Annotated in this window: 14 protein-coding genes and 1 pseudogene; 8 read left to right on the top strand and 7 right to left on the bottom strand. The window is 55.5% G+C overall.

Annotated features, from left to right (window positions below):
- Positions 1–23 precede the first annotated feature (23 nt).
- The gene (locus H8F21_RS16140; RefSeq protein ID WP_203585002.1) at positions 24–620 is read left to right on the top strand and encodes a hypothetical protein; all 597 of its coding nucleotides are present in this window, start codon (positions 24–26) and stop codon (positions 618–620) included.
- Between the two features lie 135 nt (positions 621–755).
- On the top strand, positions 756–1,469 hold the full coding sequence (locus tag H8F21_RS16135; RefSeq protein ID WP_203585001.1) for a hypothetical protein: 714 nt from the start codon (positions 756–758) through the stop codon (positions 1,467–1,469).
- Positions 1,470–1,476: 7 nt separating this feature from the next.
- Here the strand turns inward: H8F21_RS16135 and H8F21_RS16130 are convergent, their stop codons facing one another.
- From H8F21_RS16130 to H8F21_RS29835, 3 genes are all read right to left on the bottom strand, one after another.
- Entirely contained in the window at positions 1,477–2,550 is a 1,074-nt protein-coding gene (locus H8F21_RS16130) for a site-specific integrase (protein WP_203585000.1), read from the bottom strand.
- Positions 2,547–2,789, bottom strand: coding sequence for a hypothetical protein (locus H8F21_RS16125; protein ID WP_203584999.1), 243 nt, complete (start codon positions 2,787–2,789; stop codon positions 2,547–2,549). The genes H8F21_RS16130 and H8F21_RS16125 overlap by 4 nt, the downstream gene beginning before the upstream one ends.
- Before the next feature lie 107 nt (positions 2,790–2,896).
- Positions 2,897–3,913 carry a TonB family protein gene (locus tag H8F21_RS29835; protein ID WP_203584998.1) on the bottom strand — a complete coding sequence of 339 codons (1,017 nt, stop codon included), beginning with the start codon at positions 3,911–3,913 and terminating at the stop codon, positions 2,897–2,899.
- A 172-nt stretch (positions 3,914–4,085) separates the two neighbouring features.
- Here H8F21_RS29835 and H8F21_RS16115 point away from each other — a divergent pair, with 172 nt between their 5' ends.
- The gene (locus H8F21_RS16115) at positions 4,086–4,787 is read left to right on the top strand and encodes an ERCC4 domain-containing protein (protein ID WP_203584997.1); all 702 of its coding nucleotides are present in this window, start codon (positions 4,086–4,088) and stop codon (positions 4,785–4,787) included.
- Positions 4,788–4,829: 42 nt separating this feature from the next.
- On the opposite strand, the gene H8F21_RS16110 is transcribed toward H8F21_RS16115, so the two are convergent.
- On the bottom strand, positions 4,830–5,564 hold the full coding sequence (locus H8F21_RS16110; RefSeq protein WP_203584996.1) for a TonB C-terminal domain-containing protein: 735 nt from the start codon (positions 5,562–5,564) through the stop codon (positions 4,830–4,832).
- A gap of 247 nt (positions 5,565–5,811) precedes the next feature.
- Here H8F21_RS16110 and H8F21_RS30040 point away from each other — a divergent pair.
- Positions 5,812–6,291 (top strand): annotated as a pseudogene (locus tag H8F21_RS30040) (Ig-like domain-containing protein); the annotation flags it as partial.
- Between the two features lie 674 nt (positions 6,292–6,965).
- Here H8F21_RS30040 and H8F21_RS16100 read toward each other — a convergent pair.
- Positions 6,966–7,769 carry a M48 family metallopeptidase gene (locus H8F21_RS16100; protein WP_203585041.1) on the bottom strand — a complete coding sequence of 268 codons (804 nt, stop codon included), beginning with the start codon at positions 7,767–7,769 and terminating at the stop codon, positions 6,966–6,968.
- Positions 7,770–8,079: 310 nt separating this feature from the next.
- Positions 8,080–8,481, bottom strand: a complete 402-nt coding sequence (locus tag H8F21_RS16095) for a hypothetical protein (RefSeq protein WP_203584994.1) — start codon at positions 8,479–8,481, stop codon at positions 8,080–8,082.
- Between the two features lie 400 nt (positions 8,482–8,881).
- Here H8F21_RS16095 and H8F21_RS16090 point away from each other — a divergent pair, with 400 nt between their 5' ends.
- From H8F21_RS16090 to H8F21_RS16075, 4 genes are all read left to right on the top strand, one after another.
- Positions 8,882–9,739 (top strand): type II secretion system protein, encoded by an 858-nt coding sequence (locus tag H8F21_RS16090; protein WP_236043065.1) that lies wholly within the window; start codon positions 8,882–8,884, stop codon positions 9,737–9,739.
- 30 nt (positions 9,740–9,769) lie between these two features.
- On the top strand, positions 9,770–10,342 hold the full coding sequence (locus H8F21_RS16085) for a hypothetical protein (RefSeq protein WP_203584993.1): 573 nt from the start codon (positions 9,770–9,772) through the stop codon (positions 10,340–10,342).
- A 120-nt stretch (positions 10,343–10,462) separates the two neighbouring features.
- On the top strand, positions 10,463–12,181 hold the full coding sequence (gene dsbD, locus H8F21_RS16080) for a protein-disulfide reductase DsbD (RefSeq protein WP_203584992.1): 1,719 nt from the start codon (positions 10,463–10,465) through the stop codon (positions 12,179–12,181).
- 88 nt (positions 12,182–12,269) lie between these two features.
- Positions 12,270–13,079 carry a hypothetical protein gene (locus tag H8F21_RS16075; protein WP_203584991.1) on the top strand — a complete coding sequence of 270 codons (810 nt, stop codon included), beginning with the start codon at positions 12,270–12,272 and terminating at the stop codon, positions 13,077–13,079.
- Positions 13,080–13,221: 142 nt separating this feature from the next.
- Here the strand turns inward: H8F21_RS16075 and H8F21_RS16070 are convergent, their stop codons facing one another.
- The gene (locus H8F21_RS16070) at positions 13,222–14,508 is read right to left on the bottom strand and encodes an OmpP1/FadL family transporter (RefSeq protein WP_203584990.1); all 1,287 of its coding nucleotides are present in this window, start codon (positions 14,506–14,508) and stop codon (positions 13,222–13,224) included.
- Positions 14,509–14,802: the final 294 nt, after the last annotated feature.

The following is a 14,802-nucleotide window of genomic DNA, read 5'->3' as shown; positions in this document are numbered from 1 at the left end:
AGCCGGTAGCAAGGAAAGCTTTTATGAATGGAATGTCCCTTGATCAGCACCAGCTGGAGCTCACAGGACAGATTGAGAAACTGCGTTCGCATCTCTGGTCGGACCAGCACTACAACGAAACGCCAACGCTTGCATACGGCACCCACGACCCCCTTGAGGTTGAGCTGTCACAATGCGATTCCTGTTCGGGCGAAGGAGTTCTTGATCAAAGCCAGGCTGGGAGATCAAAGACACGGTGGCAGGTTCGATGTAGTTGCTGCTCGAAAATCAGTGGCGCGCCAACACGCAACCCCTGGACAGCCTCCCTTATGTGGAATGGGGTTAATCTAAAGAGCATGCAGTACTTCGATCTGCCGCTCTTCGGGCTTGCCGACCTGAACCCACGCGAAGCACACGACCGAATCAAACGGATCCGCGCAAACCTGGAACTCAGGATTTCCTTGAGCGACGCTCAGCTGCAGCTACACAACGCTGGCGGTTGCAAACGGAAACCAGGGACAAAATATGCAGTAAAACTTGATGCCTATCTGAAGTGGGCAATGCTCGCGCATAGGCTCATCAAGTTAGCAATGCGGCGACCTTGTTCCCGGGCCAAGGTACCGGGACCTGATTTTCCCTGAAACGTTTTGGTTTGCACGCCGGGAAACCGAACCCTAGGATTGGGACTCAATTTCCCTTTCAATCTCCTGCCGCAATCATGCTGACTGATCTGATGTCAGCGGTACCGGGTACGGCTGCAAACCAAGGAACTCAAAATGCTCAACTCACCCAAAATCCGCGCAGCCAAGAACTGTGTGGACGGGCAGGGTGTACTAGCGGCGTCCGTGTTTACAGTCGCATGGATCGGAGCCGTTATTACTTTGCCGGCATACAGCTGGTCACCCTCCGGTTTAATCGTCATTGGAGGCTTCGCAATAGTTTCCGGAGGCCTGCTCTTCACGCGACAAGAAAGTCGCTTGCCGATGAAGCTGAGACAGATCCTGGGCACGTTCCTGATGGTTTACGGGGTTAGCTCTGTCGGTGGGGGCATGGCTGGCCACAATACGCCCACAGCTCCTTTACGGCCGCCTCAGATAGGGGAGGACATCGTAGGGGCCCACTGGAAGACCGCCACGTCGCTTGCAGCGGGCCAGGGCCTCATCGATGCAGCTATTGCTTCGAACCAGCGGACCTTGATCTTGTGGGGCAAGCCCGCATGCGGCCCATGCACCGCCGCCATGCAGTTAGGTGCACTGAATCCGTCCATAAACCCGAACCTAGCAGGGTACAGGTTGATCAGTATTCAGAGTCCAGAGCCGGGATCAAAGAACCTGATGCAGCAGTTCGGTGCATCAGGGCTGCCATCGCTAACGTTGATGAACGGCGACGGCACAGTCCCTGAGTATGGCCGGATCAACGAGGTGATCGATGCGTTGAAGGTGATGGATATGCTTGAGTTGAACGCTCAGGCCGAGGCGGCGGCAAGATGAAGTCCCGCTATCGCTCCGGAATTGCCAAATAGGTTTGGCCAACAGTCGATGAATGACTGCCTTCGATGCGATCGGCCGGGCTGTTGAGGCTAAGCGACCCGAAATCATGGTTATCGCGGATGTACCCTGCGGCATTCCGATGCGACGCCCACCCTACAAATGACATTATCGACGGCAGGCTCCAATTTTCCTTGGCGGCCCAGTTTGCAAAACCATGTCTCATGGAGTGGGTCGATATGCTCTCCGAGTCGATCCCGGCGCTTTCACACATATCCCGAAGGACGGGGCCAATGCTCTTAGAGGCTATTCCATCCTCTGCTACAGCCCCCCAGTGATGGATTTTGCGGAAGACTGGCCCTTCACAAATTCCAGACTCCTCGATCCAGTCCAGGTACGCAGATACTGGGCAAAGCTCTCTCAACGCAACCATATGGTAGGCCTTACCCTTGGCGGCTCGATCTGTCTTCGAGTGCGTCAGGTAGAGCTCAATGTCCTGCCCGCGAACCGCGGTGATGTTCTGGACCACCAGCCTGGATAACTCGTCACTACGGAACGCACGCCAAAAACCCACCAATAGGAGCGCCTTATCTCGCAATGCCTTCAATTGGCGGCGACGCGCCTTGCGGTATTGAACAGTCTCGCGGGATTCCCCGTGTTGGATCTCACATAGGGCCTGCAGCGCCTCAGCGTCGAGGTGGGCAACAATCTTTCTGATCACCTCGATCTTGAACGGTTTTGCCTTCTTCGGAGGGGACATGAATTTCTTCCTGACCCCCTTCATCACGTGCTTCACATCCACAGTTCGGGTTGGGTCAGGGAGCCCCTGTACCTGATGCCACTTGGAGAGAGCCGCCAGGCGCACCTCAAGAGTACGAACTGAAAGTAAGTGCGCATGATCAGCCAGGTACTGACAGATCTCATCAGGTTGTGCCGGCAGCAAGCGTCCACACGTGATCTGGTAATGGCGAATAGCTGACTTGTAAGCATCCGCCGTGTTGCTCGATACAGCTGCTTCACGCAACTCCTCAACGGTGAGACGCTGGCGAGGCGCATCGATCTCCGTTCCAGGCGTGGCTCTCATGGGTTAGCCTCGGTGGGGATCCGCCTCCAAATGTCATGCGCGAAGTGAACGAAGCCTGCCAACTCATCTTCTTTGATCTCTTGAACAATCTGCTCGTAGCCGCTTGTTGAGTCGATAAGCCGTTCAAGGGGAGTACGCAGGTCCACACCCACACTGGTACCGCGTAGCCGGTTGTACTCGGCTACCAGCTCGGCATCGCTGGCACACGCCATCAGGCATTCGTAAAAGGTCACAGACATGATTAACTCCTCCAATACCACAAGGATAACGGTTTGGTGATCGAGCGGCAGCTAACCACAGGCGAAAAAAAACCGGCCCAGGGCCGGCTATTCATCCACAGCAGGACTCAACCCGAAAGGTCTTCCGGACTGAAGCGTACGCGCCGCTCCTTGTAGAGCTGCTTGTACGTACTGTCGCTGACCTGGGTCATTTCTGGCACCTTCTTCACTGCCTTGATAGCTGTAGTAGCCGATTTGTCGAAGGCCTTGTCGCCGCTTGATGTCACAACCGTCGCAGAGCGCACACCGCCATCCCGGGCCATCTTAATGTCGATCACAACCGACATTCCGTTACGAGCGCTTGCCGGGCGCTTCCAGTTGGCGATGATCCTTTCCACCAGGATTCCGTCCACGTTTTCAAGTCGCTTGGTTGGACTAGGCGTCTTGACGATTGCAGGGGCTTTGACCTGTTCAAGTACCGGGTGAGTCTTCATACCCATGGTGGGGGTTTGTAGTGCAGCCAGGATGGTTTCGTCTTGATGAGCGGTACTCGCTTGAGGCGCACCGGTTTCTAAAGCAGGTGGTGGAGCAACCAGGCGAGAGTCTGCGGCCGGGAACACTTTAACGCCTGGTGGAGTTGGGGCCGCCGGCCGGGTAGAGACCGAAGGCTTAGCGATGGTTGCCGGAATCACCTGGGGAGGTCTGGCTACACGCTGCGCAGTTGGCTTGGTTGAACTAACAGCCGAGGCCGGAGGAGGGGTGGGCACCACATTTGCCTGCTCAGGAGGTGTGAGCACGGGGGGCGCTGCAGGTGCAGGTGCAGGTGCAGGTGCAGCCGCAGGAGCATCACCCTCTACAGTTTCCGCACCCGCATCGGGGCCAGACAGGAGCCGCTCGGGATCAAGAAGGGGAAGCATAGCGAGTTGGTTGCTTTTCAATTGGGCTACAACCGACTGCAGCTGGCCGATTTGCTGGCTTTGGGCTTCCAGCATCTGCGTCTGTTTTTGGCTGGTTTCAAGGTACGCATCACGCTGTGCATGCAAATCAGAACGCACAGAATTGACCATGATCAGGGCCGTTGCGGACATAGTTGCTAGAACCAATGAAACTGTCGACGCCAGAAGCGCCAGATGCTTTTCGGACACCACTCATACCTCGTAATTGGTAGGTACAGGGTACCGACTTCTACCGGAACTCAAAGTCAAAACAGGGCACTCAAATTCAACCGGGTGCCTGTGGTTTGAATGAAGGGTTCGAAGTGGCAGGGTGACGAACTGTCGTTATATTGAATGGACACCCACAGGACCAGGAACGGAAATGGTCAAGATTTTTGTCGATGCGCGGGAGTTACCATCGCGCATCCCAGATGTGCTGCGCGAGCTCGGCGCAGAGATAGAAACCGGCAACCTCGAAACAGGCGATTATGTACTCAGCGCTGACCTGGTGATCGAGCGTAAGACCGCCGTGGACTTCGTCGCTTCAGTGCTCGACTCTCGGTTCATCAATCAAGCCAATAAGATGGGGATGAACTTCCGGCGAGTCATCTGGCTGATCGAAGGTGACATCTTCTCGACGCGGTCACAGATCCACCCCGACGCCCTCGATGGCGCGCTTAGCTATCTGGCAGTTGTGCTCGGGCAGACCGTAATCTGGTACAAGGCGCCTAAGCGTGCTGCCTCAATCATCTATAGGATGGCGAAGCACGAGACTGAAGGTCTTGGTTACATACCGCCTATGCGCAAGGGAAAAGTCCCCGCCGGTGCCGGCCAGGCCTTGTTTACCATTGAGGGCTTGAGTGGGTGTGGCCCTGTAGCTGCACGGAAGCTGCTTGAGCATTTCCGCTCAGTATTCAAGGTCATGAATGCGACGACAGCGGGAATGTGCGAAGTGAAGGGGATTGGCCCGAAAAAAGCCCAGGCCATGTACGACGTCATTCATTATGAACTGCCAGAAGGGGAGTCGATTGCCGACCAGCCAACCCTTCTCGCTGACCCTCCAGCAAAAGAGCCACTTGCCTAATCAGCAACCCCTGGCTCAAGGGCCAGGGGTATTGCACTGCAGTCAGATTTGGAACTTGACCGTACGCTGCTGAAGGTACTTCATGTAGATCGGCCGACTTACCGTCGACATTTCAGGGATCTTCGCCAGATCAGCGGCAGCCTTAACAATTGAATCATCTAGCGCTTGCGAACCTGACGACGTCGGCAGCAGGGCATTTGTGATGGTTCCATCAGCGGCAAACTGAACAACGACATCTACAGTGGCCCCTGCGGCCGCGGAATCCGGGCGGACCCAGTGGCTATGCAAGCGCGCCAGCAATAGTCGATCGAAATTCTCGACGCCTTTCTGTTCAGATGCTTCTACAGCCTTCTGGGCATCAGCTTTGATCGCATCTGCCTTCGCCTGTTCAGCAGCTTTCTCGGCATCAATCGAAGCCATCGTCGAGCGGTAGGACGTTGCCTGTTCGACCGATTGCTTCAAGGACGTGAGACGCTTGTTGGCGTCAAGCAAGCCTTGCTGAATCGCCGCTTGACCCAGTTTCACCTCCTGGGCGTCAGTGCTGGCCTGAACCGACTTGGCTTCGATGTTCAGGATGCGTTCACGCTGGGTCTGCCAGGCGTCGTCGACAGCGCTTGCTGCGTTCAATGCCTTGAAAGATGCGTAAAAGGCGAGCAGCACCATCGCTGCGAATACCACCAGCACGATGACGCCGACAGTGACTACCGTCGTGCGTTTGACGTTAATTGTCGATTCATCACCTTCTTGCTGACTCAAGTTTTTCAATATGGTTAGCATTGCGCTCCATCACCTCTAGATGTACCGCCCCGGACTTTCCAAGGCGACCAGGCGATTGCCCAGTCCCGCACATTCTCTACATGAATGGGATAAGACTCCATCCAAAACGGTGACTCAGAATCCCTGTTAAGCTGATCCTATGCGTCAGCGAGCACCACGAAAAACGCACACTGAAATTTTACCTACCCATTTTGAATTGCGTTCTTTGGAGACCAGTGCCAGTGTCGAATCATTATGACCAGGTACAATGGATTTCGTGATGCATCAAGCATGCTGCAACAATAATCCGCGACAGCTTCAGCGGAAAGTAGGCTCGCTCGCCCTTGCGGCCCTCGCATGTGCGCTTATCGCCTGGCCCGCTATCGCTGACGCAAAGTCGTCATGGGAGCGAATCAGAATTTCAGGTTCCGGTGCGAACGGGTGGCAACCTGTTGTATGTGCCCACGGAGCAGGCTGGCAGTCATGCGAGATGCCGATTACCATTACCCTCTCCGCGGCGCCGCCTTCCATTCCCGCTAACGGGTCGAGTACAACAATTACCGCAACCGTCACCGACTACTATGGTGTCAGCATCGGGGCCGGTACCCAGGTTAATTGGACTACCAACCTCGGAACCCTATCTGTCCCGACCTCCGAAACCGACGAGAACGGGGTCGCAGAGGTAAACCTTCAATCGGTTCCCGTAGTCGGGTCAGCGACTGTTACCGCGACAAGCTCAGAGGGAGGGGTAGCGTCAATACTCATCCCGTTCTCTGACTACTGGATCGCGATCAGTTCTCTGTACACGGCTTGGGCTAACAACGGTGCGCCTTACAACTGCTCTGCTTGGTCCCCGGCGGCCAGTACTGTCAATGCTGGTACAACGTTTACCCAGAGTGCCAACTGCAACCAAGCCCAGCTGGCTTACCGTCAGGATCGTCAGCAAAGCCCAATTACAGGGGTCATTCGAAACGTAGGGGGTCCTGTCCCGTTATCCCAGGTGGTCAATGTCACCGCCCAGCAAACAGCCACAGGAACGAAGGAGCAACCAAAGCCGCCGGAACCAACGCATCCATGGACACAGTGCAGATACAGCATCAGTTACAATGGATCTGAAGGTGGTAGCGGCTACTACGTCTGGGCAATGGCCGCGGACGGTAAAAACGGTGCGCTTACCTGGAACACTTTCTTGATTACCACCTGGTTCCCAGGCAACCCAACGCAGTACACCTTCGAAGGTGTGACCTACTACCGTGGCGCTTATCGCGCCACAGTAGACGGATCGCCTAACTATGAGATCTGCCGCTGACCCTCTCTGGAATTAAACTGCTGACACGCACAAAGCCCAGCCTATGCTGGGCTTTGTAGCTACAACCTGGAGCATTCTAATTGACAGACAACAGTCCCAAGTCCAGATACTGACTACTGTAGGGCTGCTTGATACAGCGGCATGACTTTAGGTATCGCAGCAACTAGCACCTTCATGCGCTCTTCATCGGTCGGGTGTGTGCTCAAGAAAGCAGGGATCGAGGCCCCCTTGTTAAGCGCTGCCATTTTCTGCCAGAGGGTAATAGCAGCCCTAGGGTCAAAACCAGCGCGCGCAGCCAGCTCGAGGCCGATCAGGTCAGCTTCTTCCTCATCACGTCGACTGAAGGGCAGGCCCACCCCTGCACTCAGCACCTTCGTGATAGCACTCTTGCCTAACGATCCTGCTTTCAAGACATTCGCGCCAACCCCGCCAGCCAGCTCAAAGACTGCGTTTGCTGAAGCTTGTTCACGGCCATGCTGCCTCAGCGCATGAGCAATTTCATGGCCGAGCACCATGGCCAACTCGTCGTCCGTCAAGTTGAGGCGCTTGACCAGGCCCGTGTAGACCACGATCTTTCCGCCAGGACCACAGTTGGCGTTTACGACATCCTCGTCGATCACATTAACGAACCAGCCCCAATTTTCGGCGTTCGGGCGGAACACATGCGTCTGCATCACCAGCTTCACCGTCAGTGACTGAACGTGCTTGCCGAGCGGCGTATCCGTAACAAGCAGCCCAGCCGCTTCTGCCTTTTTGACGCCCACCTTGTAGGTGTGGGCGTAGGATCTATCCACATCAGCCTCTGAATAGCCAGAAAACATGTACTGGGTGCGATCAACGCCCACCACGCCGGGTTTGGTTGTTTGAATGCCCGTGCATCCGACCAGGAGCGCCAGCGTGCCAGCCATCCCCACCATCAAAAATTTGTTCAATTCTCACTCCGTATTTAGAGCTGACCATCCCGACGAAACCGTGAGGCGTAGCCGATAGTATGTGGCCATGTAGCCATCGCTTGGTCTTAGGCCATGAAGACAACCTAACGGCATTTTTAGGCGCGGCGAACAATTGAGGTCGACTTGATATCCCAGATTCGGAGGGGGCGCGAGCTGAATTGGGCTGACACGCGAAGGCCGCTCCTGGGTTGATGGTGCAGCTGACACGCTAGGATTTTTGGAGGGGCCTATGACGGATCAACCGATTGATCAGCAGTGCGCACAAAGCCTCTTGCTATGGCCTCGCATCAGGCATCTTGGAGGAGATCTCCGGGTTCATCCTTTCTTTCTGCTGCTCATAGAAGAACTGCAGCTGGTCTGGTGGCATTGGCGTGCTGGTACCGATGAGGAAGGCGCGGATTTCGTAGCCTCCCTCAACAGGCCAGTCCAGGGTGATGATGTTCAGCGCCGGCGAGTGCCCTAGGATGGGCCAGGCGGGGAGGGTTCTCACGTAGTGAACAATCATCACCTCGAGTGGAACACGGTCTTTCAGGTCGGGGCTCGGCGCATTGTCCATCGCCCAGAAGCCGAACTCCAAACGCCGCTTTGGGTCAGGTTGCTTTGTCAGTCCAGTCAGCTGGGCGTCAGTGGCGCGGAACGTCGCATTACGCTCATCAGCATCCTGCAGGAGGATCATGGGCACTCCCTTGGCACGACGAACTCCGGCGATAGGGCTGTAGCTCAGGATCGATATGGCTGAATACGCTGGCACGGCCATCTACTACTCCAAATGAATTTTCCAATGCCCATAGGGTAACAGTGCATGCCGGTGGACGAACCCAAAACGATGCTTCAAAACCGTTAAAAATGACAGCTTTATGGCGTCCGCCCCGTACTGCGACGATGAATTACCGAGCCTCTATATCTGCCAATCTATAGCGGAAATGGCATATTACGGATGTAAATGTTATCCATCATGTACTCAAAAATGGCGGGCATGGACAGAGCGAATTTAGACTGTATGTTTTGGGTTGTGCTTTGCCTGAGTTGTGCAATGATCCCGCGATCGAGCCTCTACAGTAGGAGACCATTGTCCAATGATGCGCTCACATCGCCAGTCCGGATTTTCATTACTTGAGCTAGCCATTTCGATAGCCATCATGGCGATGATGACTGCTGCGACCGTCCCCAATTTCATGGAGGAGATCAACGAAAGACGGGCAGTTCTGACAGCCCAGGAAACTCAGTCCATCCTCGATGCAGCCCGTGCCTACCGTGCAGATAAGGGGAGCTGGCCAGGAACCCCGCTTTGCGCCTCAGCGTTGACGGTACTTCAGAGCACGTCGCCCCCATTCATCGGTGGAATTACAGCACTGAACAAGTACAAATCGCCGGTCACAACCTCCTGCACCGTGAACACGTTCAGCGTCGACCAGAACATCATCAAGGACTGGGAAGGGGTGGTAGCCAATTTACTGCCGGGAACGACGGTCGTATCACCCACTACCTCCCTGATCCGAAGTACAGTTTCTGCCCCAGGTAGCGAGGTAGGGCTCAACGACAAGCTCTCGCGCACAGCGCAAGCCAACGCCGAGTTGAATCGGATGCGCACTACACTGCTAATGGGCAACAACAACATCAACGAGGTCAATAACCTCAGCACCGTATCCGTCACTGCAAGTGGCCCGATCTCCGCGCAAACCCTGACCTCAAGTGGCCGCGCCTCTGTAGGTGACCTGGCCATCCTCGGGTCTAACACCGAATCAGCAACCTGCTCTCCGAACGGCCTGGTCAGTAAAACCGCGGCCGGCACTCCGCTCAACTGCACCAACGGTCGATGGGTGAAGCAGGTCGCCTACAACCCGGGGACGGTTACCACGGGGCAAGGGTGTGGCGACTTCGCCAAAGGATCCATTGCGTTCGACTCCTCTGGAAAGATGTTCATCTGCAAATGACCATTGGACTCACCAGGTAGGAACTTAATCATGATTCACCGCTTGTTTCGCATGTTTGCTCGGAAGAACCCTCTTCCGGATCGGGATATGCCGTCCATGTTTCAGGTAATAGAGAACGATGCTCCAGTCGCAGGACAGCCACCGCTCCCCAAGGAGGAGCCCGTCCAAGAGGCGCAGGAGCAGGGCGGGCCAAGCCTAAACTGGATACAGCACGCCTATCCTCTCAAGCAAGCTGTAATCACGATCAACTCAGACGCTCCGCTCGAGGCGGACTGCCTTATTGCAGACTTGCGATCAGTGCTCCTCAAGCTGGAGAAAGGTGAAGATCTGGGACAGGGCGACCATGACGGTCGTGAATTTTCCTTCCGGTATTGTAATCGCGTGCCAGGGCCCTCGTTCTTTGATACACCAACAGGCCTCCCTGCTGTAGACACTGCACCCGGTAGCGCGCATAAACTCGTAGTTAATCTACAGGCTATACGCAACTGCAATCGTGAGCGCGTGCTCAGCCATCTCGCCGGGGTGATTGAAGACCTGGCAGAGGGCATTACCTCAATTAGCATGTCCGATGATGATGTTGGTTACGCCTTCACACTGGTCTAGCTGTCAGTGGCCCCCAAGCTCTCGTCACGGAACAGTTGAAAACGAACACCCCGTTTGGGACTCCTGCCCGCATCATCTGAATTACCATGGCCGCACACTCCAATTGTGCGGCACCGTCAAATGAATCCACGCTTCATAACGGCAATCATTGCTCTAGCAGCTCTCAGTATCGCAACCCTCGCCTGGGGAACAGGATTCAAAGAAAATCCTGACTTCCTCCCGGTTCACGAGGCGTTCAAGGTGTCAGCAACCGGCACGCCTGATTCCATCCAAGTCCGAATAGTCGCTGCTCCGGGGTACTACCTCTACAAGTCAAAGTTAAGCTTCAGCGTATCTGGCAGCGGGGTTACCGCCGGTACAGCAGTACTCCCCGCCGGCGAGCAAAGGTCTGATCCATACTTCGGCGATGTCCTCGTCTACAACAGCACTCTCTCTGCTCGCATCCCGGTACAGAACCATGGGGATGGTGGATTCTCCCTGCGAGTGGGCTTCCAAGGCTGTGCGGAGAAAGGACTTTGCTACCCACCTGACTCACAAACAATTCAGATAGGCAGCAGCGCCGGCACCGCGGCCACAACCGAATGGACCTGGTGGAGCATTGCACTAGCGTTTTCAGCGGGACTGGGCCTGGTGCTAAAGCCGTGCCTGTTGGCTGTAGCCCCCATTCTCAGCTCCATCCTGTTAAGGGGAGAGCAAACCGCGCGCCGCGGCCTTATATTGGGCCTGGCGTTTGCACTGCCTTTGGCGATTGGCTACACGTTCATCAACGCGGCGATCGCCTGGCTGGGGCCTCAGTACGACATACAGGGCAGCCTCCAGTCTCCCGTTGTTCTAATTCCAGCTGCTGCGCTGCTGCTTTTTCTTGCAGCAATCCTGACCGGCCTTGCCGCGCTCCCGGTACCGGCCGCTTTCAACCGCCAACCAATCCGATGCACTAGCCAGGCATCGATGGGCGACGTTGCAGCTTCGGCAGCCTTAGGGGTGCTGGCCAGCGTCGTGGTAGCTCCATTCGTCCCTGCTCCAGTTGCAGGCTTGATGATGTATCTGAGCGCCGGTGGCGAGCCTGGCGGGGCGCTTCAACTCTTCGCTCTGGCACTGGGTATGGTTGTCCCGCTAGTACTTCTAGGGATTCTCTCCTCCAAACTACTAGGTCAGATTGGAAACTGGGTACCTGCGGCAAGGACAATTAATGCGGTACTGCTGGCTGTCGTTGCGATATGGCTTGCCGACCGGGTTCTGCCTGGTCAGTTGACGCTCGCGCTTTATGGCCTGCTCGCTGTTAGCGTGGCGGTATACCTCGGGGTGTTTGATTCTCAAATGAGATGGCTCGCCAGGGTCCCAGCGGCCCTTGTACTGGTATGGGGTGTGACGGCGTGGGCGGGGATGCTGAAGGGTGAGGCTGATGCTACTGATCCTCTGGGGCTCTTGTCAGAACGAACCCTTTCCTGGACGGTTGTTTCGACTCCTGAACGTCTCGCCGTTGCGATTGCCGAAGCAAAGACTGCCGGCATACCAGCGGTGGTGGACTGGTACGCAGATTGGTCCATCGGTGGTGCACGGGTGCATGACGCGGCTTCTGTTTCGCCTGAGCTCCGATCTGCGCTTAAGGAGTTCAAACTCATTCGTGTTGACATCACCGCCGGCGGCCCAGCAAGGCGCAAGCTACTTGAACTGAACGGCCTCCTCGGGCCGGACGCGGTCCAGTTCATCCGCACCAATGGCATTGAGTCGACAAGATCCCGCTTGATCGGCGAAGTGACCATAGCGAAAATTCTGGACTCAATACGCACAGTCGCAGGTAACGCGTCGGAACTGGCGGCCCAGTCACCATCCATTTAAAGCCGATAATTAATTCCTGGGCCTGCTGCCGCAGGCGATCTGCTTTGTTAAAATCAATTGCATGACTTCCACGTCCAATACAGATCAAATGACCCCTGATAGCCGCAAACTAGATGAGATCCCCGAAGCTGTGATCCAGCAACTCGGCAAGCGTTCGGATCGCAATCTGTCGGCAGAATTTGGTATTTCGGCTTACTTTTTGAAGCAGAAGCGTCTTGCCTTGGGTATCGAGCAATTCAAGCGTGGTACATACCCAGAAGAAATGCTTGAGCTGCTCGGGAAGGTTACTGACCGGGAAGTTGGTGTGCGGTTTGGCTATTCCATCGCAAACGTCTGTGCTCTACGAAAAAAACTTGGGGTCGCCTCCACGGTTAAGCCTGCAACCACGCCAACGGCAAAGCCAATCAAGAAACAGCGCGAGATTGTTACCTTGCCGCAAGAGTTGATCAGTCAACTCGGAATACGATCTGATCAGGACCTGTCTACAGAATTCGGTATCCCCACCTACTACCTGAAGAAGGAGAGGAAATCCCGGGGTATCCTTAGCGTGAATGTGCCTGAGTACCCCGAGGAGATGTTGTCCTTGCTGGGGAAGGTTGCCGACCGTGATCTGGTGGCCAGGTTTGGCTACTCATCAACCACCCTTTCTGTGCTTCGTAAGAAGTTGGGGATTAAGCGACACCGTAAGGTCTGGACGCCCGAACGCATTGCATTACTCGGCAAAATTAAAGACTCGGAAGTCGCGGCCTTGCTCGGTGGGTCATTTTCAAAAGAATCGGTCAGCCAATGTCGACGCGCCCTTGGAATACCCATCTGCCGAGGCCCAAGAAATGGCGCCCCAACGAACACTTTCCTCCTTCTCAGCCGAGGCCTAACCACGGGGAAAAAGGAACCGTAGCCAAGTACGCAACTTGGCGGGGCCTGACAGTTACCACCACTGCCGCCATTGCCCAATTCATGAGCCAATTCACCTCAAGCCTTACCCAGGAAATAAAAAAGCCCCGGCTCGAGCTGGGGCTTTTTGTTTGAGCAGCTAACGCTTAGAAGCGATAGGTCAGGCCGAGGCCAAGACCGTGTGCGCTGTTTTCATACTTGGCGTTGTAGGACGTGTTCACACCCGGGACAAGCGGCTTCGAATGGCTGACTTTGACGTCTTCCTCCATCAGGTAGGAGTAGGCCATGTCGACAGTGAGGTCTTCGGTTGGGCTCCAGCCAGCACCCAGGCTGAGCGCCCTGCGGTCTCCGGTCGGGATCCGTGGCGAACGGTCTTCGTTGTTGGTTGGAGACTGATCGACGGAGAGGCCGGCACGGAGTGTCCATGCCTTGTTGACCTTGTAGCTCGCACCGATGGCGTGAGCCCAAGTGTCGTGCCAGTTCTGTGGCTCACTGATAGTGCCGATTGCGCCAGCGCTGCCGCCCAACTGCGGTGGCACGCCACTATTGCTAACTGTGATGTCCTCCAGTCGGCTCCAGCGGGTCCAGGTGCTGCCTGCGTAAAGGGTCCAGTTCTCGTCCAGCTCGTGGGTTACCGAAAAATCTACGGACTCAGGAGTCTTGATTTTCAGTGAGGCATCAAACTTGCTGCCACTGAAGACACTGAACGGAGCACCACTGATCCTTGTTTTACCCTCGAGCTTGTAATCAACCATCGAGTGGTAGGTCAGGCCGACGCGCGTGCTGTCAGTCGCCTGGACCATGACACCAATGTTGTAGCCAACGGCAGTGTCGTCGCCGCTGATTTTCACTTCACCGTCGTTCGTGCCAGCAAAGTTGCCGCGAACATCGGACTTCAAGGTGCCTTCAATACGGTTGAAGGTCGGACCGAAACCGATCGAAACCTTGTCATTGAAAGCGTAGCTGACGGTCGGCTGCAGGGTCACAACCGAGACTTTGCTGTAGCTACCGAAGTAACGGCCAGCAAATCCGTTTTCATAGTCGGTGACCAGGCCGAAAGGTGCGTAAACACCGAATCCAACTGCCCATTGTTCGTCAATTGGCTTGACGTAATAGCCCATCGGTACGCCTACCTTAGGAACCATGTCGCCATCGAAGCTGCCGCCTGGAGTATTGCTGCCAGAGCTGCTGATGTCGGACTTGGCGATAATGGCAGCGGCGCCAACGGTCACTTGTTCACGCTTAAGGCGGGCCATGCCGGCTGGGTTGCCAAATACAGTGCTGGCATCCTCGGCAGAAGAAGAGCGCCCGGCAAAACCGGTGCCCATCCCACTGATGCTTTGTTCGTTAAGAGCAAATCCACTGGCGAAGATTTGAGTGGATGCCATGGCAACTGCGAAAGCGACGGTGTTCTTGAGAAGCACTTTTTTCATTATTATAAATCCTTGGTAATCAGCGTCGAAGAAATTACCAATAAATTGCTCGCAGCGCCATAGCCTGTATTGTCTGTATTGCAGGAGATAGAGCGGTTTTGTAGGACAATCCAACCAGGATTGTAAGATCCAGGGATTTTCCGTGAACAATGCAGCGGGCTTGCCTGTAAGCTATTCAGGAGGCCCGCTGGCCACTCTCTACAGATTCATCGCGATTACCGCGCAATCCTGACAGAGAGCCCGCATGACTCCCCGCCGAGCCGCTTCGTTACGCCCTGGACAATTCAAGCACCT

The sequence above is a fragment of the Pseudomonas arcuscaelestis genome (genome assembly GCF_016881005.1).
GTDB classification, from domain to species: Bacteria; Pseudomonadota; Gammaproteobacteria; order Pseudomonadales; family Pseudomonadaceae; genus Aquipseudomonas; species Aquipseudomonas arcuscaelestis.
This window is presented reverse-complemented; position numbering and strand designations above follow the sequence as displayed.

Coding starts and splice junctions, on each gene's coding strand:
- H8F21_RS16140 (WP_203585002.1), top strand. CDS start 24: ATGAATGGAATGTCCCTTGATCAGCACCAGCTGGAGCTCACAGGACAG.
- H8F21_RS16135 (WP_203585001.1), top strand. CDS start 756: ATGCTCAACTCACCCAAAATCCGCGCAGCCAAGAACTGTGTGGACGGG.
- H8F21_RS16130 (WP_203585000.1), bottom strand. CDS start 2,550: ATGAGAGCCACGCCTGGAACGGAGATCGATGCGCCTCGCCAGCGTCTC.
- H8F21_RS16125 (WP_203584999.1), bottom strand. CDS start 2,789: ATGTCTGTGACCTTTTACGAATGCCTGATGGCGTGTGCCAGCGATGCC.
- H8F21_RS16115 (WP_203584997.1), top strand. CDS start 4,086: ATGGTCAAGATTTTTGTCGATGCGCGGGAGTTACCATCGCGCATCCCA.
- H8F21_RS16110 (WP_203584996.1), bottom strand. CDS start 5,564: ATGCTAACCATATTGAAAAACTTGAGTCAGCAAGAAGGTGATGAATCG.
- H8F21_RS16100 (WP_203585041.1), bottom strand. CDS start 7,769: ATGGTGGGGATGGCTGGCACGCTGGCGCTCCTGGTCGGATGCACGGGC.
- H8F21_RS16095 (WP_203584994.1), bottom strand. CDS start 8,481: ATGATCCTCCTGCAGGATGCTGATGAGCGTAATGCGACGTTCCGCGCC.
- H8F21_RS16090 (WP_236043065.1), top strand. CDS start 8,882: ATGATGCGCTCACATCGCCAGTCCGGATTTTCATTACTTGAGCTAGCC.
- H8F21_RS16085 (WP_203584993.1), top strand. CDS start 9,770: ATGATTCACCGCTTGTTTCGCATGTTTGCTCGGAAGAACCCTCTTCCG.
- dsbD (WP_203584992.1), top strand. CDS start 10,463: ATGAATCCACGCTTCATAACGGCAATCATTGCTCTAGCAGCTCTCAGT.
- H8F21_RS16075 (WP_203584991.1), top strand. CDS start 12,270: ATGACCCCTGATAGCCGCAAACTAGATGAGATCCCCGAAGCTGTGATC.
- H8F21_RS16070 (WP_203584990.1), bottom strand. CDS start 14,508: ATGAAAAAAGTGCTTCTCAAGAACACCGTCGCTTTCGCAGTTGCCATG.